We start from the raw sequence: 23,013 nt of genomic DNA, 5'->3' as shown, positions 1-23,013 counted from the left end.
TAAAGTTAATAATTACGACAGAATCGAACCGCTCGGTAAAGACCGGGCTTTCCTTTTCATATAAGAGAGCTCTATATGAACTATCATGTAGAGAAAATTTTTAAGTAACGGAAACGTTCCACTACACAGGCTCGAATTTGCCGACAACTTCATCTGAAAATGTAACCATTTGTCAACTTAAAAGGAAAAAAGGAGATTGAGAAGTTTGACAAATTTTTCAGAATTAAATATTAGCGAATCTACATTACGCTCAGTAAAGCGTATGGGATTTGAAGAAGCAACACCAATCCAAGAAGGTACTATTCGTTTTGCGATTGAAGGCCGTGATGTATTAGGTCAAGCACAAACAGGTACTGGTAAAACTGCCGCTTTCGGGATTCCACTAATCGAAAAAATCGATCCAAAAAACCCTAATATTCAAGCGTTAGTCATTGCTCCAACTCGTGAGTTAGCGATTCAAGTTTCAGAAGAGCTATATAAAATTGGCTATGACAAACGCGTAAAATTATTATCAGTATACGGTGGTCAAGAAATTGGCCGTCAAATTCGTGCACTGAAAAATAGACCTCAAATCATTGTTGGTACGCCAGGTCGTATTATTGATCATATTAATCGTCGTACGTTAAAATTAGAAGATGTTCAAACATTAGTATTGGATGAAGCAGATGAAATGTTAAACATGGGCTTTATCGATGATATTAATTCAATCTTAGAAAACGTGCCTTCTGAGCGTCAAACATTACTGTTCTCAGCAACGATGCCACCAGCAATCCGTAAAATTGCAGAAACATTTATGCGTGATCCAGAAATCGTGAAAATTAAAGCAAAAGAATTAACAGTTGATAATATTGATCAATATTTTGTTAAGTCTGCTGAACGTGAAAAATTCGATGTTTTATCTCGTTTATTAAATGTTCACCAACCAGAGCTAGCTATTATTTTTGGTCGTACAAAACGTCGTGTAGATGAGCTTGCACAGGCCCTATCTATTCGTGGCTATTTAGCTGAAGGTATTCATGGTGATTTAAGCCAAGCGAAGCGTATCTCAGTATTACGCCAGTTTAAAGAAAATAAAATCGATATCCTTGTTGCGACAGATGTAGCCGCTCGTGGACTTGATATTTCTGGTGTGACACACGTTTATAACTTTGATATTCCTCAAGATCCTGAATCTTACGTTCACCGTATTGGACGTACAGGTCGTGCAGGTAAATCAGGTCTTGCCGTAACATTTGTAACACCACGTGAAATGGGTTACTTACGTATTGTAGAAGAAACTACGAAAAAACGTATGACACCTCTTCGCCCACCAACAACTGATGAAGCATTAGAAGGTCAACAACGTTTAGCTGTGGAAACACTGGAAGGTCTTATTGCTAATAACAATTTAGGTGATTACCGCACATTTGCAGCAGAATTACTAGAGAATCATGATGCAGTGGATGTTGTTGCAGCTGCTCTACGTTCATTAACGAGAGAGCCAGACGATACACCAGTAACAATCACAGAAGAACGTCCATTACCAATGCGTCGTGAACGTTCTAGCAATAACCGTGGTGGCGGTGATCGTGGCCGTGGTAACCGTAGCTTTGGCGGCGGACGTCGTGACAATGCTCGCAGTGGAGAACGTCGCAGTAGCAGTAGCCGTCGCGAAGGTGGACGCCGTGAAGGCGGACGTCGTGAAGGCGGACAAGGTCGTACTCGCTCTCCAAGACGTAACGAGGGATAATTTTTCAACCGAAATACACTTAATCTTTATAGTAAACCTTACAGTCATGGTGGCTGTAAGGTTTTTTTTCGGCTATAGTTGAAACAAAAAGGTGAATGAATCCGTATACACCTAATGAAGAAAGAGGGGGAACGACAATGAGAGCACAACCGATTCATCAAATTTCTCGTAAAGGGCTAACTGTGTGGCGTTTTTATGGGGTTATACAAACTTTGGTGCTATTAATTGTAGCGGGGCTGGTAAGCTATGGTACTTATTATTTTGAATGGCCGTCATTTATTTTCTTCATAGCTGGTGCAGTTGTAGTACTAAGTGCGATACTGTCTATTTTTATATTCCCGAAAATAAGATGGGAAAGATGGCGTTATGAGGTACGTGAGCATGAAATCGAAGTACAACATGGTCTATTTGTAGTGAAACGCACATTAATACCAATGGTGCGTGTTCAGCATGTTGATACGACACAAGGGCCGATATTAAAAAAATACGATTTAGGTAATATTTCTATTTCAACAGCAGCAACTGTACATACCATTCCTGCACTTGTTATGGACGAAGCAGACGTACTGCGTGCTCGTATCTCTGATTTAGCAAGGGTGGCGGAAGATGATGTCTAAGGAAATTAATCGTTTACACCCAGTGTCTGCAATTATAACGAGTGTAAAAGCATTGAAAAGTATGATATTACCAATTGCCATTATTATCATAAGTAACGGCTTTAATTTTTCTTTAAATTTTCGTAGTGAGCATTTTTTTGAGACTATTTTACTTTTCGGTGTATGGGGAGTTGCAGCACTTCTTGCACTCATTGGGGGAATCATAAAATGGCGGACATTTGTATACTGGTTTGAAGATGGGGAGTTGCGTGTAACATATGGATTATTTGTTAAAAAGAAACGTTATATCCCTTTTGAGCGTATTCAAAGTTTAAATTACAATGAAGGTGTTTTTCATCGTATTTTTGGTTTAGTGAAAGTTCAGGTGGAGACGGCTGGTAGTAAGGGCGGAAAACCTGAGGTTGAGCTGACAGCCATTCGCAAAGCAGCGGCAGATGTTATTGAATTAGAAATGCGTCATGCTAAAAGTGAAGCGGTTCAACAACAAGATCAAGCACAAGTAATAGAGGAAGCCGTATCAACCCCAATGATTTACCATATGTCTATGCGTGATTTGCTGGTATTGGCAACAACATCCGGGGGAATTGGTGTCGTGCTATCAGGTCTTGTAGCTGTTGCTTCACAATTTTCCGATATTATTCCTTATGAAACGGTATTTCATGAGTTAGCTGATTTTGTGAAAATCGGAGCATTTTTAGTGGCGTTAACGGTGATGGTGGTTTTAATTGTGGCTTGGATTGTATCGGTGATCATCACACTCATTAATTATTATGACTATACAGTCCGCATTGAAGAAGACAAACTGATTATCACAAAGGGTCTATTAGAGAAAAAGCGTATTACTTTGCCGTTGAATCGAATTCAGGCAATTCGTATTGTGGAAAATCCATTGCGTCAGTTAACAGGCTTTGCTACAGTGGTCGTGGAAAGTGCTGGAGGCAACGGCGAAGATGGAAATGATAAAAAAATTACGCTATTTCCACTCATTAAGAAGCCAGATTGTATGCAAACATTAGAACAGCTTTTCCCAGATATGAATTGGCATCCTACATTTATTCGCTCACCAAAAAGGGCAAGACCATTTTTCTATCGAATTGATTTTATCTGGCTAGTTCCGATTATTGGTGCATGTAGTTATTTCTTTTACCCATACGGGCTATTGTCATTGCTGTTAATTCCATTAAAGATTTTGCTTGGTATTTGGCAGCATAAAACTGCAGGCTATCAAATTGATGGGAAGCAACTGGCCATGCAGTATCGAGTTTTTAGTCGAATTACATTAATCATGGAGAAAAAACGCATTCAATCTATTGAAAGTACACAATCGTACTTTCAAAAAAGAAAGAATGTTATGTCTATAAAAGCAACCGTCATGTCAGGAGCAACTGGCACTACGGGAAGTGTATCCAGTTTAGAGCAGCGAGATGCAGAAACAATCTTAACGTGGTATGAACATTCATGAACTAAAAAGCTAATCCTTTCAATTTTATGGAAGTATTAGCTTTTTTAACTATAAAAAAATAGGAATGCTGTTTATAATATAGTAAATAGAACAGAAGGGGTGGAGACATTGTTTAAATATGACATTAATGAAAGCGCTTATTTAAAGCTTCTGGATTTAAGTGATGTAGATGAGTTATTTGCTTTAACCGACCGTTCGAGGGATACATTACGTGAATGGTTGCCATTTGTAGATGATGTCAAAACAGTAGAAGATACGGAGCAGTTCGTAAAAAAGGCTATGCAACAATATGCTGATCACAATGGCATACAAGCAGGGATTTACTATGATGGAAAGCTTGCTGGTGTAATTGGTTACCATCAAATCAACTGGCAACATAAGTGGACAAGTATTGGCTACTGGCTAGGAAATGAATTTGTGGGTAAGGGGCTCGTAACCAATTCAATGAAAGCGTTAATTGATTATGCTTTTAATTATTTAAAGTTAAATCGCATCGAAGTGCGTGTCGCAGTAGGAAATATTCGCAGTCGTACAATTCCAAAAGTATTGGGTTTCCATGAAGAAGGGCGTTTAAGGGATGCTGAGTGGCTTTATGATCATCATGTAGATCAGGTTGTTTATGGTTTAACAGCAGCTGAATGGAAAAAAATTAAGATGTCAAATGAAGCTACAGTAGTTTTATAATGGATGTCGTTCTAAGGAAGGAGGAGCTGCTCTATAGGTGAGCAGCTCCTCTTTTAATTTTTAAAATTTTATAGTTTACCCGCCATCTTTTGTTTACGCCAACTTACAATTCTTTTTGGATGTAAATAGACAAGTCCAAGGATGAACCCGGTTACTAAACCGCCTAAATGGGCAAAGACATTCACATTTGGCTGAAGAAAAGTCATGATGACACTGATGACGATGATTGGTAAAATGAGCTTACGAAGCATTGGCATTGTACGACGAGTATAGTAAACTAATGCCCCAAATGCACCAAAAATGCCAAAAATAGCCCCACTTGCACCAAGACTCGCATAACTACTATCATAGAATATATAGGTTGCCATGTTGCCTACAATACCTGATACTAAATAAATTGTAATAAAGCGTGCTTTACCTGCGATTTTTTCTAACTCTGGTCCAAAGAGATATAAGGAAAACATATTAAAAAACATATGCAAAAAACCTGCATGTAAAAACATGGCAGAAAATACACGCCACCATTCACCACTTTGAATAAGGAAATTTGCTTGAATTCCGTAATTCCACAAAAGTGTTCCTATGCCGGGTATGAGAGACAATACATAAAGAATTAGATTTATGGCTATTAACGTTGAAACAATAGGGTAATACTTTGTATATTGGTTAAAATTTTCCGTTCTACTAAACATGGCTCCACCTCAATTTACAATTATTATACATGCCTTGTTGGAAATAGGTAAAGGAGAAGGTCACATGATTAAGGGAATTGGTCTCGATATTGTAGAAATGGATCGTATTGAAAAGGCTATGAAACGAACAGATAAATTTAAAGACCGCATTTTAACGGCAAGAGAAAGAAAAATATTTGACGGTTATTCAGAAACTCGTAAAATAGAATTTTTAGCTGGGCGATTTGCTGCTAAAGAAGCATTTTCAAAAGCTCTGGGAACTGGGCTTGGGGAACAATGTAAGCTGCATGATATGGAAGTATTAAGAGGAGAGGCTGGTAATCCTGTTTTATATTTTAAGGATGAACTTGTCAATGGATTTGTTAGTATTACGCACTCTAAGCACTATGCAGCCGCACAAGTGATCTTATTAGAATAGTACTTAACTTGTCTAAAAGGGTTGCATGTAAATTTAAATATATTGCTCTTTCTTCAAATGACATAACTGACAAATACGGTTCATATATTGTCGTAGTGGATTTGAAAGAAGAAAGGGTGAAAGCGTGGGCAACCGTATAGTTAAATGGCTCGTCTTACTTTGTACGATATTACTTCTGTCGGCATGTGGTGCAGCCTCACAGGAAAAAGTGTTGAAGAAAGTGAATGGTAAATGGGCAGAGACGAATGGCTATGAATTAAATGCAACGATGGAAATTAAATCTGGTGGGGAACCAAGAAATTATGATGTAACAGTATGGCACACAAAACCTGATTTCTATCGAGTAGAAGTAGTCGAAAGTGGGAAAGATGTTTCTCAAATGATTGTACGTAATGCTGATGGCGTTTTTGTCGTAACACCGACATTAAACAAAATGTATAAATTCCAAAGTGATTGGCCAAAGAAAAATAGCCAAGCCTACTTAATTGGAGCACTAGCAGAAGATTTAGCAGAAGATAAAAATCTTGTCATGAAAGAAGAAGAAAAAGCATATATATTTGAAGCGGCTACTAGAAATAGCTATAAGAACAGTATGCCACATCAAGTTATAACAGTAGATAAGAAAACTTTATTGCCAACCTCAGTAGTTATTATGAATGATGTGAAAGAAGAGCAAATTAAAATCACATTTAAGAAAATTAAACTAGGTGTGCAACATGCTGCAAAAGAGTATGCAGTTGAGCAATTCACTGATAAAGATAACACGAAAGGTGAACAAGCTACACCTTCTGACAAAGAGGGGCAAGAAGAAAATGAGGACAAGGAAGCAGTTGGTGCAGAAGTTGAATATCAAGAATTCCAAACACATTATCCTGTCGTAAATTGGGCACAATTAGCTAATGAAAAAGTTGTGCAGGAAAGTGGAATGGAACGTGTTATCTTAACATTCGATGGTGAAAAGGCATTTACCGTTATGCAGCAACCAGTAATGAAGGAAAACTCAATGTTACCTGTATCGTCACCTGGAGATCCAGTTGATTTAGGCTTTACGATTGGTGCTATTACAGATACATCAATTAGTTGGGAAAAAGATGGTGTTGAATTCTTTGTAGCTTCAAGTAAATTAACGCGTGAAGAAATGATTGAAGTTGCTACATCTATGACGATAAGTAGTATGAAGTAACTTTTCTGGCTACAGCTTTCTGGAATACGGAGGCTGTAGCTTATTGATAATATAAATGAACCTATAAAGTATAGGCTCAGGCAAAGGCTAAAACTTTGTGTGTACAAGCTAAATCGACATACTAAAACATACATGTATGTCCTACATAATGTTTTAATTAAAAATAAAGAGGGTATTCTTATGGAGACACAGCAGTATTTTCGACCAACCAAAGCAATAATAGACTTACAAGCAATCCAACAAAATGTTAAAAATTTAAAAGAATTTTTACGACCACATGTTCAAATTATCGCTGTAGTAAAAGCAAATGCATATGGTCATGGAGATGTAGCCGTTGCACGGGCAGCTCTTGAAGCTGGTGCCACAGTACTTGCAGTGGCAACGCCCGATGAAGCATTACATATTCGAGCACATTTTGAAGAACCAGACATATTAATATTAGGTGCATCTCCAGTTTCGTTTGCTCCTTATGCAGCGCAGCAACGTATTATACTTACGGCGTTTGCCAGTGATTGGATTCAGCAAGCTGCTTCTCTTTTAGTGGATGAAGCACTTCCATTACGACTTCATATAAAAATAGATAGCGGAATGGGTAGAATAGGTATTCGCTCAGAGCAAGAATTATTAGAACTGTACCAAACATTACAGTCTGCAAAAAATGTTGAGTTGGATGGAATATTTACACACTTTGCTACAGCTGATGAAGAGGATACGATGCATTTTGATCAGCAAGTTCAATTTTTTGAGAAATGTTTATCCGTAATACCTCATAAGCCAAGACTTGTTCATGCATCCAATACAGCAGCCTCATTAGTAAAGGATCCACATTTACAATATGATGCTGTTAGATTTGGGATTTCTATGTATGGATTAGCACCTTCTCCATATGTGGAAAGCATTTTACCTTTTCCATTATTACCAGTATTCTCGCTAGAAAGTGAACTTGTTCATGTGAAGCAAATAAAATCAGGTGATTCAGTTGGCTATGGAGCTACGTATGTTGCCCCCACAGATATGTGGATAGGAACGATTCCGATTGGCTATGCGGATGGTGTAATTCGCAAATTAGGTGGACAAGAGGTTTTAATTGATGGACAAAGAATGCCGATTGTTGGACGAATTTGTATGGACCAATGTATGGTTGCCCTACCAAAAGCATATGATATAGGTGTGAAGGTAACACTCATTGGTCAACAAGAAAAGAATAGGATTTCCATCAATGAGTGGGCAACAAAGCTCGAAACAATTAATTATGAAATACCATGCATTATCACAACAAGAGTTCCTAGAATATATCTTTAGTTGTCTTTCATTAGAATTAGTCAAATTTCAATGTAATGTCATGAGCAATGTTCCAAGTTGAATTTGGTAAATAAATTAGCACTGGAGAACTTATTTCTTTTCCAAAACGTTGTAAAGGCTCATATTTAGAAACGCATTGCAATAATAAATATTCAGCATATACCTTCGACAACCAACATATTTCAATGTAATGTCATGAGCAATGTTCCAAGTTGAATTTGGTAAATAAATTAGCACTGGAGAACTTATTTCTTTTCCAAAACGTTGTAAAGGCTCATATTTAGAAACGCATTGCAATAATAAATATTCAGCATATACCTTCGACAACCAACATATTTTTACAATTTGTACTTCAAATTGTCAGATATTTTGTCATTTCATGTCTTTTCAACAATATCTTTCAATGATAGAATGAGAAGTAATGAAAAGTGTATGGTTCCGTTGGAGGTGCTTGCTGTGTACGAGAAAAAGTTAAGAGAAGCTACAATTGCTGTTCAAGACAGACTATTTCTACAAACAAAGGAAGTAATTGAAGGTGAATCTTTTGTGCGTATTTTGGCGCGCAAAAATTTAATGCAGGAGCAACCAAATCAAATACGGGAAGCTATGATTAAAGGATATGTTGAAATGTCTCATATTAATTTAATGATTGCGAGCGAATGCTTGCATGCAGAGTATGAAGCACAACATATGGTGGAGCGTCTCGTTAGCGGGGGATGACACTTTGAATGTAAAACGTGGTGACGTTTTTTTTGCAGACTTATCACCGGTAATAGGTTCTGAACAAGGAGGCACTAGGCCGGTGCTGATTATTCAAAATGATATTGGCAATCGATTTAGTCCGACTGTCATCATCGCAGCTATCACTGCACAGATTCAAAAGGCAAAGCTACCGACACACGTTGAAATCAATGCTGAAAAGTATGGTTTTGAACGTGATTCGGTTATTTTGCTAGAACAAGTGCGGACAATAGATAAGTCAAGATTGACAGATCGTATTACGCAACTTGATCATGCTGTGATGGAAAAAGTTGATGGAGCGCTGATGATTAGTTTAGGTCTGGTAAAATTTTGATATACATATATGTATAGAAGCATCGAGATATTATAATCTCGATGCTTTTTTTGTCTTATATCCTTGAAACGTCTTTACCATAATTTGAATTTACTATATATCTTGTGCAATAAATTATTTTCGCAATGAAGGCTGAACTGTCAGAGGTAATTATGCCAAGGTGTAATTGATAAAAGTTACAAAAAGCTTTAAGATATACTCAAGATTTTTAATAAAAATAGATTTTTGAAAAAATTCTTAAAAGGTATATGAATATTTACATAGAATATTCCATTAATAGAGGCGAATAATTTATTTTAAATTATGACAAGCAGGTCGAACAAAAGTGTAAGAGTATAACTCCAAAGGAAATGGAGGGACAGCAGTGACACATAAGTCTTCGGTTGAAATTATTACAGAATGGGATATTGTTGCAGCTAGACAACTGGGGCGCAATGAAGCAAAAGCACTTGGATTTGGCACTGTTGATCAAGCCCGCATCACCACGGCAATTAGTGAATTAGCACGAAATATATATTTATATGCAAGTATAGGAGTCATTGAAATTGAAAGGATTGAGACAGATTCCGAAAAGAAAATAGTTGTTGTTGCAACAGATCAAGGGCCTGGTATTAAAGATGTTCGTAAAGTAATGGAGGATGGTTATTCCACCTCTGGGGGGTTAGGGGCTGGTTTGCCAGGTGTTAAACGATTGATGGACAGCTTAGATATTCAATCTGTAAGTGGAGTGGGAACAACAATAAGAGCGGAAAAATGGTTGCGTTAGGACGTGAAGAAACTGAAACAATTAGAAGCTCAGTATAAAAAAATATTAGCAGATTACATGGTCAACCAAACTGAAAGAAATTTATATATCGCTCAAAATTTCACACGTCAGTTAATTCAAAAAAATATCTCTCCTGAGGATGTTGTTAGCATTCATAAAAATGCTGTTGAACAAATATTCCCTCATCAGATGAATGAATCACAGCCTGCCTATGATTTTCTGATTGAAGTAATGGTGCATTATGGGATGGCACATAGAGAGCATCAAAGTTTACTTCAAAAGCAAGCTGAATATGAGATGGAAATGAAAATAGCGACAAACATTCAAAAAACTTTGTTGAAAACTTATGTGCCGGATATGCAACATATTGATATAGGTATGATTTCAGTTCCTATTCGAAAAATGAACGGCGATTATGTACATTTTTTTCATGATGGAGAAGAATATTTAAGTGTGGCTGTGACTGATGTTGTCGGAAAAGGAGTTCCTGCTGCTCTATGTATGTCGATGGTGAAATATGGACTTGAAACATTGGTATATGCATATAAAGATCCTTCATATGTTTTAGAAGTCATCAATAGGGTAATAGAAAAAGGTGTAGATGACAGTATGTTTGTTTCGATGTTTTATGGATGCTTAGATGTAGAGCAAAACATCTTTTCATATGCCTCGGCTGGCCATGAACCAGCTTTACATTATAGTGCAAAGGCTGATCAGTTCTTTACCTTAGAGGCTAAAGGTTTACTACTGGGTGTATTGCCTGAAACAAAATATACCTTTCATGAAATTGTTTTAGAAGAAAATGATTTAATTATTATGATGACCGATGGTGTGACAGAATTTAGAGTGCAGGATGACTTAAATTCGCGAGAGGTAATCACAACTTTAATAAAAGAAAATAGACATTTAACCGCCCAACAATTGTGCCAGCTTCTTTATAAGGAAATAGAGAGAGTGCAAAATTTTAAACTATCTGATGATTTTACTGTAGTTATTTTAAAAAAATAGGTTTAACTTTTAATTGAACAGGGTAGAGAAAATAGTCTAACAAATATGGTGGAGGTGTGCTATATGGACGTAACGATACATTTTAAAGAAATTGATCATAAATTATTTGGCTTTGTTGAGGGTGAAATCGATACTTTCACTGCTTCAGGATTACGAGAGGAATTAGAAGCGGTAAAGATTACAGAAGGATTAGAAATTGAACTGGATTTATCAAAGGTAAATTACATGGATAGTACAGGTCTTGGGATTTTTGTCGCCTTCTATAAAAGAGCATTACGTGAAAATGGTAAAGTAAAGCTTGTTGGTTTATCGAATAGGTTACAAAGATTATTTGAAATTACTGGTCTTAGTGATTTGATGGATATCGAAACTGATAAAAAGGTGGAATTAAGATAATGAAGGAATTTGACTATATTGAAATTAGAGTTCCTGCTAAACCGCAATTTGTCAGTGTCATTCGATTAACTGTCTCGGGCTTAGCGAGTAGGATTGGCTTTAATTATGATGATATTGAAGATTTAAAAATTGCAGCAAGTGAGGCTGTAACAAATGTTGTTCACCATGCTTATAAAGACGAAGAAGAAGGTGAAATTGTCATCGGGTGTGCGCTGTATGACAATAAAATGGAAATGATGATTGCAGATTACGGCAATAGTTTTAATTTTGAAGAGATTAAGTCTAAGATTGGGCCGTATCATCCTGAAGAAAGTATTGCAGGGCTAAGAGAAGGTGGTTTGGGACTTTATTTAATGGAAACTTTGATGGATGAGGTGATGATTAATAACGATGGTGGCGTAACTGTCTTCATGACAAAGTATGTCACTAGGGAGCAGGTGGAGAAAAATGTCGAAAGAATCACTACATAAATCTTCATCCAAAGAAGATGTACTAAAGTGGATTGAATTGTACCAGTCAACGGAGGATGATGAAGCACAAACCAATTTAGTGATTCATTATCGATATCTAGTTGAATCTATAGCTCGTAAATATTCGAATGGTAAATCTTATTATGATGATATTGTTCAAGTAGGGATGCTGGGATTGTTAGGTGCAATAAGACGTTTTGATCCGAATGTTGGTCGTAGTTTTGAAGCATTTGCCGTGCCAACAATTGTTGGGGAAATCAAACGTTTTTTACGTGATAAAACATGGGATGTTCATGTGCCTAGACGAATAAAGGAACTTGGGCCGAGAATTAAATCAACGGTGGAGGCGCTGACAATTGAATTGCAGCGTTCTCCATCCATTAAAGATATTGCTGAACGATTAGAAGTAGCAGAGGAAGAGGTACTAGAAGCTATGGAAATGAGCCGTAGTTATCAAGCGCTTTCTATGGACCATTCGATAGAGTCAGACTCAGATGGTAGTACAGTCACGTTATTCGATATTTTGGGCAGAGAAGACGATGGCTATGAAATAACCAATAAACGAATGATTGTTTCAGATGCATTGGTCGTGTTGAATGAGAGGGAAAAACAAATTATTCAGCTTACATATCTAGAGCAACTTAGTCAAAAAGAAGCTGGAGAACGATTAGGGATTTCTCAAATGCATGTATCTAGGATACAAAGGAAAGCAATAAAGAAATTACAAGAGGCTATTCTAGCAAGTGGCAGTGTTTCGCTCTAAACTTTCGTGGGTGTTTACCTTTAAAATGAATGAACATAGTCTACTCATATTCGTCTGAGTAGACTATTTTTTTGCATTTTTAGTAAAGTGTAATGGTAAAATGAAAAGAAAAAGGTAGTGATGATGTGGAGCAAAAGCAAATGTTACAGCTCATTGCAAAAGACGTAGCAGTCAAACCAGGGCAAGTAGATGCTGTTATCAAATTATTAGAAGAGGGAAATACGGTACCATTTATTGCGCGCTATCGAAAAGAGGTTACAGGATCACTCGATGAGGTACAAATTAAAGCTGTAGAAGATCGTTATCACTACATACAGCAACTTGAACAACGAAAAGAAGAAGTTATACGGTTAATCCAAGAGCAAGAAAAGCTTACACCAGAATTAGAGCAGGCTATTCTTTCTGCAACAATCTTGCAACGTGTTGAGGATTTATATAGACCTTATAAGCAAAAAAGACGTACAAAGGCGACGATTGCAAAAGAGAAAGGATTAGAACCTCTTGCAGATCTTCTATTAGCATTTAGTAAAGATTCATTAGAGCAATTAGCAATTGGTTTTGTGGACAATGAACAGGTTGCTAATACGGAAGAAGCGCTAATGGGAGCTCGAGATATTTTAGCAGAACGTTTTGCTGACGATGCCTCTATCCGTGAAAAAATTCGTGCTTATTCATGGAAGGATGGCATCCTTGTAACGTCTGTGAAAAATACAGAAATCGATGAAAAAAATGTTTTTGAAATGTATTACGAATATGAAGAGCCTGTTAGTCGCATTGTGCCGCATCGTATTTTAGCGATAAATCGAGGGGAAAAAGAAGAAATTTTAAAGGTGTCGATTCATGTTCCAGTGGACCGAGTATTAATGATTATGTGGAAAGAATGGATACCTGCAACTGGTTCATCCCCTGCTATTGCAGAAGTTAAACTAGCAATCGAGGATTCATACAAGCGTTTGATTCAGCCTTCAATTGAAAGGGAATTACGAAACGAGCTTACAGAAAAAGCGGAGACACAGGCTATTCATATTTTCTCTGAAAATTTACGTAACCTATTACTACAGCCACCTATGAAAGGTAAATATGTATTGGGGGTTGACCCAGCTTACCGTACAGGTTGTAAGCTAGCGGTTGTAGATGAAACGGGAAAAATGCTTGAGGTTACAGCTATTTACCCACATCCACCTAAACCAGATGTGGCCAAATCGAAAGCTACTGTGAAAGGAATTTTGGCAAAGTATCCAATAAGTATAATTGCTATTGGGAATGGTACAGCATCCCGTGAGACAGAACAATTTATCGCGGATGTATTAAACGAGCTTACTACTGACACAGCTTACGTGATTGTCAACGAAGCGGGGGCGTCTGTTTATTCAGCGTCTGATATTGCACGTGCAGAATTTCCTGATTTACAGGTTGAGCAACGTAGTGCTGTCTCCATTGCACGTCGCTTACAGGATCCTTTATCAGAGTTAGTGAAAATTGAACCAAAAGCGGTGGGAGTAGGTCAATATCAGCATGATGTTTCTCAAAAAAAGTTAAATGAATCGCTAACTTTTATAGTAGAAACGGCTGTTAACCAAGTTGGTGTTGACGTAAACACTGCTTCTTCATCACTCTTACAATACGTTTCTGGTTTATCAAAAACTGTCGCAGAGAATATCGTGAAGATGCGAGAGGAAAATGGTCAATTTACTACGCGTGCGCAATTAAAGAAGATTCCAAGGTTAGGTGCTAAAACGTATGAACAAGCTATTGGTTTCTTGCGTGTCCCTGAAGCAAAAAATCCGTTTGATGCTACAGGTATTCATCCTGAGAGCTATAGCCTTGCTGAGCAAATATTAGCAGAGGCACAGATAGATAAGAAAGAGTTAGGGACTCAGAGTGCAGAGGAAGCTATTGCAGCCCTAAATATCCAAAAGTTAAGTGATGTGCTTGGGGTAGGAGTTGTGACAATTCAAGATATCGTGGATACTTTAATGAAACCAAATCGTGACCCACGTGATGCTTTCCCACAACCATTGCTTAAAACGGATGTATTAAAAATGGAAGATTTAAAAGTAGGTATGGAATTGCAGGGCACAGTAAGAAATGTAGTCGATTTCGGTGCATTTGTTGATATTGGCGTGAAGCAAGATGGACTTGTGCATATTTCTAAACTACAAAATAAACGTATTAAACATCCATTAGAAGTTGTGGCGCTTGGGGATATTGTAACCGTCTGGGTAGAGCAAATAGATGTAACGAAAGGACGTATCTCTTTAACGATGCTTCCACCTAAAAATCAAACATTAGATTGAGTAATAAATTTTTACCACACTGTCTATACTACGCAGTGTGGTATTCTTGTTGTTAGAGGTGATTACTTTGGACAATCTAGAATTACAAGAGCTTGTTCGTCGCTTATCTTTGGAAAGCTTTCAGAAACCTTTTCTGCATCAAGCCTACTTTAATGCAAGATTACGCTCAACAGGAGGACGATATCTTTTACAATCTCATAATATTGAGGTTAATCCTAAAGCCTATGAATTATACGGTTTGGAAGAGATTCATGGTATTGTTCTCCACGAATTATGCCATTATCATCTACATATTGAAGGTAAAGGGTATCAGCATCGAGATAAAGATTTTCGAGAATTGTTAAGGAAAGTAGATGCCCCCCGATTTTGCTCAGTTTTACAATCCCCTAAAACTACAGTTGAAAAACACCGACGACGCTATACATATACTTGTGTCAATTGCCACCAATTATATGTACGGAAAATTAAAATGAATGTTGAAAAGTATTGCTGTAGTAAGTGTTTGGGGAAATTAAAATTAGTGGAATAAAAAAACTTTAAAAAATAGTTGACGTTTTATTGAGTTGTCCCTATAATAGTAAAAGTCGACAAGATAACGGCGACAACATACCATAAATTATTCCGAAGTAGCTCAGTTGGTAGTAGCACCTGACTGTTAATCAGGTTGTCGCAGGTTCGAGTCCTGCCTTCGGAGCCATGGCCCCTTGGTCAAGTGGTTAAGACACCGCCCTTTCACGGCGGTAACACGGGTTCGAATCCCGTAGGGGTCATTTTTTCATAATTTAATGTAAATAACATTTTGGTCCCGTGGTGTAGCGGTTAACATGCCTGCCTGTCACGCAGGAGATCGCCGGTTCGATCCCGGTCGGGACCGCCACTTATTGGGGTATAGCCAAGCGGTAAGGCAACGGATTTTGATTCCGTCATGCCTAGGTTCGAATCCTAGTACCCCAGCCATTCATTTCTTAATCCGAGCCATTAGCTCAGTTGGTAGAGCATCTGACTTTTAATCAGAGGGTCGAAGGTTCGAGTCCTTCATGGCTCATCTCTTTAAGAAAAAGAGTTGACTTTTCGAATTATCATAGTATAATGAGAAAGTTACTAATCGAATGCGGTCGTGGCGGAACGGCAGACGCGCTAGGTTGAGGGCCTAGTGGGGGCAACCCCGTGGAGGTTCAAGTCCTCTCGGCCGCACCAAGTCAATTAATTTCATAAGCGCCCGTAGCTCAATTGGATAGAGCGTCTGACTACGGATCAGAAGGTTGTGGGTTCGACTCCTGCCGGGCGCGCCATTTTTAAAAAAATATATGCGGGTGTAGTTTAATGGTAAAACCTCAGCCTTCCAAGCTGATGTCGTGAGTTCGATTCTCATCACCCGCTCCAAAAAAAGTGTTGACAACCGATTGGTTGGTATGATAGACTAAAGTAGTTGTCTGAACGGACAACGGCATGAACCTTGAAAACTGAACAAGCAAAACGTAATCAATAAAGTTTTAAGTAACTAGCTTCGGCGAGTGAAAGAAACAAAAATTTTGGACATCAAAATTGATGCCAGCAAAACAATTTGAGCTAATCAAATTTCTTTTATGGAGAGTTTGATCCTGGCTCAGGACGAACGCTGGCGGCGTGCCTAATACATGCAAGTCGAGCGAACAGAGAAGGAGCTTGCTCCTTCGACGTTAGCGGCGGACGGGTGAGTAACACGTGGGCAACCTACCCTATAGTTTGGGATAACTCCGGGAAACCGGGGCTAATACCGAATAACTTGTTTCACCTCATGGTGAAACACTGAAAGACGGTTTCGGCTGTCGCTATAGGATGGGCCCGCGGCGCATTAGCTAGTTGGTGAGGTAACGGCTCACCAAGGCGACGATGCGTAGCCGACCTGAGAGGGTGATCGGCCACACTGGGACTGAGACACGGCCCAGACTCCTACGGGAGGCAGCAGTAGGGAATCTTCCACAATGGGCGAAAGCCTGATGGAGCAACGCCGCGTGAGTGAAGAAGGATTTCGGTTCGTAAAACTCTGTTGTAAGGGAAGAACAAGTACAGTAGTAACTGGCTGTACCTTGACGGTACCTTATTAGAAAGCCACGGCTAACTACGTGCCAGCAGCCGCGGTAATACGTAGGTGGCAAGCGTTGTCCGGAATTATTGGGCGTAAAGCGCGCGCAGGTGGTTTCTTAAGTCTGATGTGAAAGCCCACGGCTCAACCGTGGAGGGTCATTGGAAACTGGGAGACTTGAGTGCAGAAGAGGATAGTGGAATTCCAAGTGTAGCGGTGAAATGCGTAGAGATTTGGAGGAACACCAGTGGCGAAGGCGACTATCTGGTCTGTAACTGACACTGAGGCGCGAAAGCGTGGGGAGCAAACAGGATTAGATACCCTGGTAGTCCACGCCGTAAACGATGAGTGCTAAGTGTTAGGGGGTTTCCGCCCCTTAGTGCTGCAGCTAACGCATTAAGCACTCCGCCTGGGGAGTACGGTCGCAAGACTGAAACTCAAAGGAATTGACGGGGGCCCGCACAAGCGGTGGAGCATGTGGTTTAATTCGAAGCAACGCGAAGAACCTTACCAGGTCTTGACATCCCGTTGACCACTGTAGAGATATAGTTTCCCCTTCGGGGGCAACGGTGACAGGTGGTGCATGGTTGTCGTCAGCTCGTGTCGTGAGATGTTGGGTTAAGTCCCGCAACGAGCGCAACCCTTGATCTTAGTTGCCATCATTTAGTTGGGCACTCTAAGGTGACTGCCGGTGACAAACCGGAGGAAGGTGGGGATGACGTCAAATCATCATGCCCCTTATGACCTGGGCTACACACGTGCTACAATGGACGATACAAACGGTTGCCAACTCGCGAGAGGGAGCTAATCCGATAAAGTCGTTCTCAGTTCGGATTGTAGGCTGCAACTCGCCTACATGAAGCCGGAATCGCTAGTAATCGCGGATCAGCATGCCGCGGTGAATACGTTCCCGGGCCTTGTACACACCGCCCGTCACACCACGAGAGTTTGTAACACCCGAAGTCGGTGAGGTAACCTTTTGGAGCCAGCCGCCGAAGGTGGGATAGATGATTGGGGTGAAGTCGTAACAAGGTAGCCGTATCGGAAGGTGCGGCTGGATCACCTCCTTTCTAAGGATTATTTCGGAATACAAACCTTGGGTTTGTAAGATTACGTTTTGCGTTCAGTTTTGAAGGTTCATTCTTCTGAATGAAACACTTCAAAACTTGTTCTTTGAAAACTGGATAAAACGACATTGAAATTGTAACAAACACATTTTTTTTAAGTTTTTTTATAGGCTTAATAACTTGGTTAAGTTATTAAGGGCGCACGGCGAATGCCTTGGCACTAGGAGCCGAAGAAGGACGGCACTAACACCGATATGCTTCGGGGAGCTGTAAGTGAGCTTTGATCCGGAGATTTCCGAATGGGGGAACCCACTACGTTTAATCGCGTAGTATCTTGACGTGAATACATAGCGTCTTGAAGGCAGACCCAGGGAACTGAAACATCTAAGTACCTGGAGGAAGAGAAAGAAAAATCGATTCCCTGAGTAGCGGCGAGCGAAACGGGAAGAGCCCAAACCAAGAGGCTTGCCTCTTGGGGTTGTAGGACACTCAATACGGAGTTACAAAAGAGCGAGTTAGATGAAGCGACTTGGAAAGGTCCGCCAGAGCAGGTAAAAGCCCTGTAGTCGAAAGTTCGTTCTCTCCTGAGTGGATCCTGAGTACGGCGGAACACGTGAAATTCCGTCGGAATCCGGGAGGACCATCTCCCAAGGCTAAATACTACCTAGTGACCGATAGTGAACCAGTACCGTGAGGGAAAGGTGAAAAGCACCCCGGAAGGGGAGTGAAAGAGATCCTGAAACCGTGTGCCTACAAGTAGTTAGAGCCCGTTAATGGGTGATAGCGTGCCTTTTGTAGAATGAACCGGCGAGTTACGATTACGTGCGAGGTTAAGCTTTAGAAGGCGGAGCCGCAGCGAAAGCGAGTCTGAATAGGGCGAATTAGTACGTGGTCGTAGACCCGAAACCAGGTGATCTACCCATGTCCAGGGTGAAGGTGAGGTAACACTTACTGGAGGCCCGAACCCACGCACGTTGAAAAGTGCGGGGATGAGGTGTGGGTAGCGGAGAAATTCCAATCGAACTTGGAGATAGCTGGTTCTCTCCGAAATAGCTTTAGGGCTAGCCTCGTGATGAGAATACTGGAGGTAGAGCACTGTTTGGACTAGGGGGCCATCCCGGTTTACCGAATTCAGACAAACTCCGAATGCCAGATATTTATACACGGGAGTCAGACTGCGAGTGATAAGATCCGTAGTCAAAAGGGAAACAGCCCAGACCACCAGCTAAGGTCCCAAAGTAATCGTTAAGTGGAAAAGGATGTGGCGTTGCACAGACAACCAGGATGTTGGCTTAGAAGCAGCCATCATTTAAAGAGTGCGTAATAGCTCACTGGTCGAGTGACGCTGCGCCGAAAATGTATCGGGGCTAAACGATTCACCGAAGCTGTGGATTGACATCTACGATGTCAGTGGTAGGAGAGCGTTCTAAGTGCGTTGAAGTCAGATCGGAAGGACTGGTGGAGCGCTTAGAAGTGAGAATGCCGGTATGAGTAGCGAAAGACGGGTGAGAATCCCGTCCACCGTATGACTAAGGTTTCCTGAGGAAGGCTCGTCCGCTCAGGGTTAGTCGGGACCTAAGCCGAGGCCGATAGGCGTAGGCGATGGACAACAGGTTGATATTCCTGTACCACCTCCTCACCGTTTGAGAAATGGGGGGACGCAGTAGGATAGGGTAAGCGCGCTGTTGGATATGCGCGTCCAAGCAGTAAGGCGTGTGTGTAGGCAAATCCGCACACTGTAACGTTGAGCTGTGATGGCGAGTCCGTATGGACGAAGTTCCTGATTTCACACTGCCAAGAAAAGCCTCTATCGAGGTGAGAGGTGCCCGTACCGCAAACCGACACAGGTAGTCGAGGAGAGAATCCTAAGGTGTGCGAGAGAACTCTCGTTAAGGAACTCGGCAAAATGACCCCGTAACTTCGGGAGAAGGGGTGCTCTTGAGCGTGCAAGCGCATGAGAGCCGCAGTGAATAGGCCCAGGCGACTGTTTAGCAAAAACACAGGTCTCTGCAAAACCGTAAGGTGACGTATAGGGGCTGACGCCTGCCCGGTGCTGGAAGGTTAAGAGGAGTGGTTAGCGCAAGCGAAGCTGCGAATTGAAGCCCCAGTAAACGGCGGCCGTAACTATAACGGTCCTAAGGTAGCGAAATTCCTTGTCGGGTAAGTTCCGACCCGCACGAAAGGCGTAACGATCTGGGCACTGTCTCAACGAGAGACTCGGTGAAATTATAGTACCTGTGAAGATGCAGGTTACCCGCGACAGGACGGAAAGACCCCGTGGAGCTTTACTGTAGCCTGATATTGAATTTTGGTACAACTTGTACAGGATAGGTAGGAGCCAGAGATCTCGGAGCGCCAGCTTCGAAGGAGGCGTCGGTGGGATACTACCCTGGTTGTATTGAAATTCTAACCCATGCCCCTTAGCGGGGCAGGAGACAGTGTCAGGCGGACAGTTTGACTGGGGCGGTCGCCTCCTAAAAGGTAACGGAGGCGCCCAAAGGTTCCCTCAGAATGGTTGGAAATCATTCGTAGAGTGTAAAGGCACAAGGGAGCTTGACTGCGAGACCTACAAGTCGAGCAGGGTCGAAAGACGGGCTTAGTGATCCGGTGGTTCCGCATGGAAGGGCCATCGCTCAACGGATAAAAGCTACCCCGGGGATAACAGGCTTATCTCCCCCAAGAGTCCACATCGACGGGGAGGTTTGGCACCTCGATGTCGGCTCATCGCATCCTGGGGCTGTAGTCGGTCCCAAGGGTTGGGCTGTTCGCCCATTAAAGCGGTACGCGAGCTGGGTTCAGAACGTCGTGAGACAGTTCGGTCCCTATCCGTCGTGGGCGTAGGAAATTTGAGAGGAGCTGTCCTTAGTACGAGAGGACCGGGATGGACACACCGCTGGTGTACCAGTTGTCTTGCCAAAGGCATCGCTGGGTAGCTATGTGTGGACGGGATAAGTGCTGAAAGCATCTAAGCATGAAGCCCCCCTCAAGATGAGATTTCCCATTACGCAAGTAAGTAAGATCCCTCAAAGACGATGAGGTAGATAGGTTCGAGGTGGAAGTGTGGTGACACATGGAGCTGACGAATACTAATCGATCGAGGACTTAACCAAAACGTTTGAAACATTCAATGCACGTTTATCCAGTTTTGAAAGAACAATTCTTTCAACAAAAAGAGAGCTTCAAGACACAGTAATACGCCGTGTATTGGAGGTCGAACATAGTCTAGTGATGATGGCAAAGAGGTCACACCCGTTCCCATACCGAACACGGAAGTTAAGCTCTTTAGCGCCGATGGTAGTTGGGGGCTTCCCCCTGTGAGAGTAGGACGTCGCTAGGCAACAAAAACAGTCAGCTGAGTGCTGACTGTTTTTTTATTTAACACTTAATTCTTCTTTTTGTATTTATCACTGTATGTTATCCAAAAATCGGCGTTTTCAATGCCTACTTTACGTGGATCAAAAATTGGATCAAGTCCTGCCTTCTTTTGACGATCATAATCACGCAATACTTTGATAGCAGGTCTAGATAATAAAACGATCACAATAAAGTTTAAATAGCTCATACTGCCAAATCCAATATCTCCTAACCCCCACATAAGGCTCACAGATTGAACGCTTCCGATATAAACGACTATTAAAAAAATTACTTTTAAAACGAATTTTAATATAGGATATTGCAATTTCTTATCTAGATATACAATTGTCGTTTCTGCTATATAATAATATGCCATTAAAGTTGTAAAGGCGAAAAGGAAAATAGCAATGGCAACAAAACTACTTCCAAGATTATGAAATACAGTAGATACAGCGGCTTGCGTATAAGCAGTACCTGCAACAATGCCTGGAACGTTTTCTACTAGCGGTGCTGTTGCTCCTGGAGGTGTTACATTATACATACCTGTAATTAAAATCATTAGAGCCGTAGCTGTGCAGACGATAATCGTATCAATATAAATTGAGAAGGCTTGGACTAAACCTTGTTTTGCTGGATGGGATACTTCAGCGGCAGCTGAACTGAATGTTGCTTCGCCTGCACCAGCTACATTTGAAAACACTGAACGTCTTACACCCCAGGCAATGGCCGCACCAACAATACCTCCGAATATTTCATTTGTACCAAAAGCGCTTGTAACGATTAATTTAAGCATTCCAGGAATTTCACTTAGATTAGCTCCTAAAATAATGATGGTTAATAGAACGTAAGCAACCGCCATGATAGGGACAACTTTATCTGCTACTCGTGCAATCCGCTTAATGCCACCAAAAATAATTAATGCTAAAAGTACAACAATAATGATACCTGTTATAAATGGTGGTAAATGAAATGCTGTATTAAATGAAGCTGCTATTGTATTTGCTTGTATTCCTGGTACTAAAATTCCATACGAAATACAAATTACGATTGCTACAAAGACAGCAAATCCTTTTAATTTTAATCCCTTTTCAATATAATAAGGCGATCCACCACGATATTGATTATCTGCTCTTTCCTTATATACTTGTGCTAATGTTGATTCGATGAATGCACTTGCTCCACCTAGGAATGCCATAACACCCATCCAAAATACTGCACCGGGTCCTCCAGCAGCAATAGCAGTTGCTACCCCAGCGATATTACCGACCCCAACACGCCCAGACAACGCCATACAAAAAGCTTGAAAAGATGAGATGCCCTCGTTCGTTTCGCCTCGTTGACGCAATAATCGAATCATCTCAGGAATATAACGAAATTGAACAGCTTTTGTAATAACAGTGAAGTATAAGCCTACACCTAATGCTAAATAAACGAGTGCATTTCCCCAAATATAATCAACTAAAGTATTCACGATGGCTTCCATTTATTCTCCCCCTTAAATAATCATTTCACAGCCCACACCATTCCTTAAAGAACTGTTTATCGCTCTATCGTTCTATAGAAAACCTCCTTTCAACTTTTACTCCTTACTAATGGATAATGCATTATTTGTGCCAATAATTGAGCAGCATGCTTTTTTCGATAATGAAGCTAATGGAATAAGGC

The 23,013-nt window shown here is 40.7% G+C and carries 18 protein-coding genes, 8 tRNA genes and 3 rRNA genes; 27 read left to right on the top strand and 2 right to left on the bottom strand.

Annotation, left to right across the window (positions count from 1 at the left end):
• Positions 1-205 precede the first annotated feature (205 nt).
• From JTI58_RS06175 to JTI58_RS06160, 4 genes are all read left to right on the top strand, one after another.
• Positions 206-1,729, top strand: coding sequence for a degradosome RNA helicase CshA (locus JTI58_RS06175; protein ID WP_205445897.1), 1,524 nt, complete (start codon positions 206-208; stop codon positions 1,727-1,729).
• Between the two features lie 137 nt (positions 1,730-1,866).
• A complete protein-coding gene (locus tag JTI58_RS06170) occupies positions 1,867-2,346 on the top strand; it encodes a PH domain-containing protein (protein ID WP_205445896.1) in 480 nt (159 codons plus the stop codon).
• Entirely contained in the window at positions 2,339-3,808 is a 1,470-nt protein-coding gene (locus JTI58_RS06165; RefSeq protein ID WP_205447159.1) for a PH domain-containing protein, read from the top strand. The genes JTI58_RS06170 and JTI58_RS06165 overlap by 8 nt, the downstream gene beginning before the upstream one ends.
• Positions 3,809-3,916: 108 nt before the next feature.
• The gene (locus tag JTI58_RS06160; RefSeq protein ID WP_205445895.1) at positions 3,917-4,492 is read left to right on the top strand and encodes a GNAT family N-acetyltransferase; all 576 of its coding nucleotides are present in this window, start codon (positions 3,917-3,919) and stop codon (positions 4,490-4,492) included.
• 68 nt (positions 4,493-4,560) lie between these two features.
• On the opposite strand, the gene JTI58_RS06155 is transcribed toward JTI58_RS06160, so the two are convergent.
• Complete coding sequence (locus JTI58_RS06155) at positions 4,561-5,184, bottom strand: rhomboid family intramembrane serine protease (RefSeq protein ID WP_205445894.1); 624 nt, start codon at positions 5,182-5,184, stop codon at positions 4,561-4,563.
• A gap of 64 nt (positions 5,185-5,248) precedes the next feature.
• Between JTI58_RS06155 and acpS the strand changes: the two genes are divergently transcribed.
• The 23 genes from acpS to rrf all read left to right on the top strand — a co-directional run bounded on the left by acpS (position 5,249) and on the right by rrf (position 21,331).
• Positions 5,249-5,602, top strand: coding sequence for a holo-ACP synthase (gene acpS / locus JTI58_RS06150; protein WP_205445893.1), 354 nt, complete (start codon positions 5,249-5,251; stop codon positions 5,600-5,602).
• 124 nt (positions 5,603-5,726) lie between these two features.
• Complete coding sequence (locus JTI58_RS06145; RefSeq protein WP_205445892.1) at positions 5,727-6,785, top strand: LolA family protein; 1,059 nt, start codon at positions 5,727-5,729, stop codon at positions 6,783-6,785.
• Between the two features lie 180 nt (positions 6,786-6,965).
• Positions 6,966-8,087: an alanine racemase gene (gene alr / locus JTI58_RS06140; RefSeq protein WP_205445891.1), complete on the top strand. Its 1,122-nt coding sequence runs from the start codon at positions 6,966-6,968 to the stop codon at positions 8,085-8,087.
• 456 nt (positions 8,088-8,543) lie between these two features.
• Positions 8,544-8,807, top strand: a complete 264-nt coding sequence (locus tag JTI58_RS06135; RefSeq protein ID WP_004232053.1) for a hypothetical protein — start codon at positions 8,544-8,546, stop codon at positions 8,805-8,807.
• Positions 8,808-8,811: 4 nt separating this feature from the next.
• Entirely contained in the window at positions 8,812-9,162 is a 351-nt protein-coding gene (locus tag JTI58_RS06130) for a type II toxin-antitoxin system PemK/MazF family toxin (protein WP_004232054.1), read from the top strand.
• A 364-nt stretch (positions 9,163-9,526) separates the two neighbouring features.
• The gene (locus tag JTI58_RS06125) at positions 9,527-9,928 is read left to right on the top strand and encodes an anti-sigma regulatory factor (protein ID WP_205445890.1); all 402 of its coding nucleotides are present in this window, start codon (positions 9,527-9,529) and stop codon (positions 9,926-9,928) included.
• 57 nt (positions 9,929-9,985) lie between these two features.
• On the top strand, positions 9,986-10,936 hold the full coding sequence (locus JTI58_RS06120; RefSeq protein ID WP_243456405.1) for a PP2C family protein-serine/threonine phosphatase: 951 nt from the start codon (positions 9,986-9,988) through the stop codon (positions 10,934-10,936).
• 63 nt (positions 10,937-10,999) lie between these two features.
• On the top strand, positions 11,000-11,332 hold the full coding sequence (locus tag JTI58_RS06115; RefSeq protein WP_004232057.1) for an STAS domain-containing protein: 333 nt from the start codon (positions 11,000-11,002) through the stop codon (positions 11,330-11,332).
• Positions 11,332-11,802: an anti-sigma B factor RsbW gene (gene rsbW / locus JTI58_RS06110; protein WP_016993413.1), complete on the top strand. Its 471-nt coding sequence runs from the start codon at positions 11,332-11,334 to the stop codon at positions 11,800-11,802. Before JTI58_RS06115 ends, rsbW begins: the two co-directional genes overlap by 1 nt.
• Positions 11,780-12,565 carry an RNA polymerase sigma factor SigB gene (gene sigB, locus JTI58_RS06105; protein ID WP_205445888.1) on the top strand — a complete coding sequence of 262 codons (786 nt, stop codon included), beginning with the start codon at positions 11,780-11,782 and terminating at the stop codon, positions 12,563-12,565. The genes rsbW and sigB overlap by 23 nt, the downstream gene beginning before the upstream one ends.
• A gap of 125 nt (positions 12,566-12,690) precedes the next feature.
• On the top strand, positions 12,691-14,862 hold the full coding sequence (locus JTI58_RS06100; protein WP_279381311.1) for a Tex family protein: 2,172 nt from the start codon (positions 12,691-12,693) through the stop codon (positions 14,860-14,862).
• 67 nt (positions 14,863-14,929) lie between these two features.
• A complete protein-coding gene (locus JTI58_RS06095) occupies positions 14,930-15,391 on the top strand; it encodes a SprT family protein (RefSeq protein WP_205445887.1) in 462 nt (153 codons plus the stop codon).
• Between the two features lie 91 nt (positions 15,392-15,482).
• Positions 15,483-15,559, top strand: a tRNA-Asn gene (locus JTI58_RS06090).
• Position 15,560: 1 nt separating this feature from the next.
• Positions 15,561-15,632 (top strand) — tRNA-Glu (locus tag JTI58_RS06085).
• 31 nt (positions 15,633-15,663) lie between these two features.
• Positions 15,664-15,739 (top strand) — tRNA-Asp (locus tag JTI58_RS06080).
• Between the two features lie 5 nt (positions 15,740-15,744).
• A tRNA-Gln gene (locus JTI58_RS06075) sits at positions 15,745-15,819 on the top strand.
• Positions 15,820-15,834: 15 nt separating this feature from the next.
• Positions 15,835-15,907 (top strand) — tRNA-Lys (locus JTI58_RS06070).
• A gap of 66 nt (positions 15,908-15,973) precedes the next feature.
• Positions 15,974-16,059, top strand: a tRNA-Leu gene (locus JTI58_RS06065).
• An 18-nt stretch (positions 16,060-16,077) separates the two neighbouring features.
• Positions 16,078-16,154 (top strand) — tRNA-Arg (locus tag JTI58_RS06060).
• 17 nt (positions 16,155-16,171) lie between these two features.
• A tRNA-Gly gene (locus tag JTI58_RS06055) sits at positions 16,172-16,245 on the top strand.
• 200 nt (positions 16,246-16,445) lie between these two features.
• A 16S ribosomal RNA gene (locus JTI58_RS06050) occupies positions 16,446-17,997 on the top strand.
• Between the two features lie 179 nt (positions 17,998-18,176).
• Positions 18,177-21,104, top strand: a 23S ribosomal RNA gene (locus tag JTI58_RS06045).
• 111 nt (positions 21,105-21,215) lie between these two features.
• Positions 21,216-21,331: ribosomal RNA gene (gene rrf, locus JTI58_RS06040) — 5S ribosomal RNA — on the top strand.
• The 16S, 23S and 5S rRNA genes sit together here with 8 tRNA genes alongside, the layout of an rRNA operon.
• A gap of 45 nt (positions 21,332-21,376) precedes the next feature.
• Here the strand turns inward: rrf and JTI58_RS06035 are convergent.
• Positions 21,377-22,831, bottom strand: a complete 1,455-nt coding sequence (locus JTI58_RS06035; protein WP_205445886.1) for an alanine/glycine:cation symporter family protein — start codon at positions 22,829-22,831, stop codon at positions 21,377-21,379.
• Positions 22,832-23,013: the final 182 nt, after the last annotated feature.

Origin of the sequence: Lysinibacillus fusiformis (assembly GCF_016925635.1) — a bacterium.
Lineage (GTDB): Bacteria > Bacillota > Bacilli > Bacillales_A > Planococcaceae > Lysinibacillus > Lysinibacillus fusiformis_F.
The sequence above is the reverse complement of the archived record's forward strand: the minus strand, read 5'-3'. Positions and strand labels throughout refer to the sequence as shown.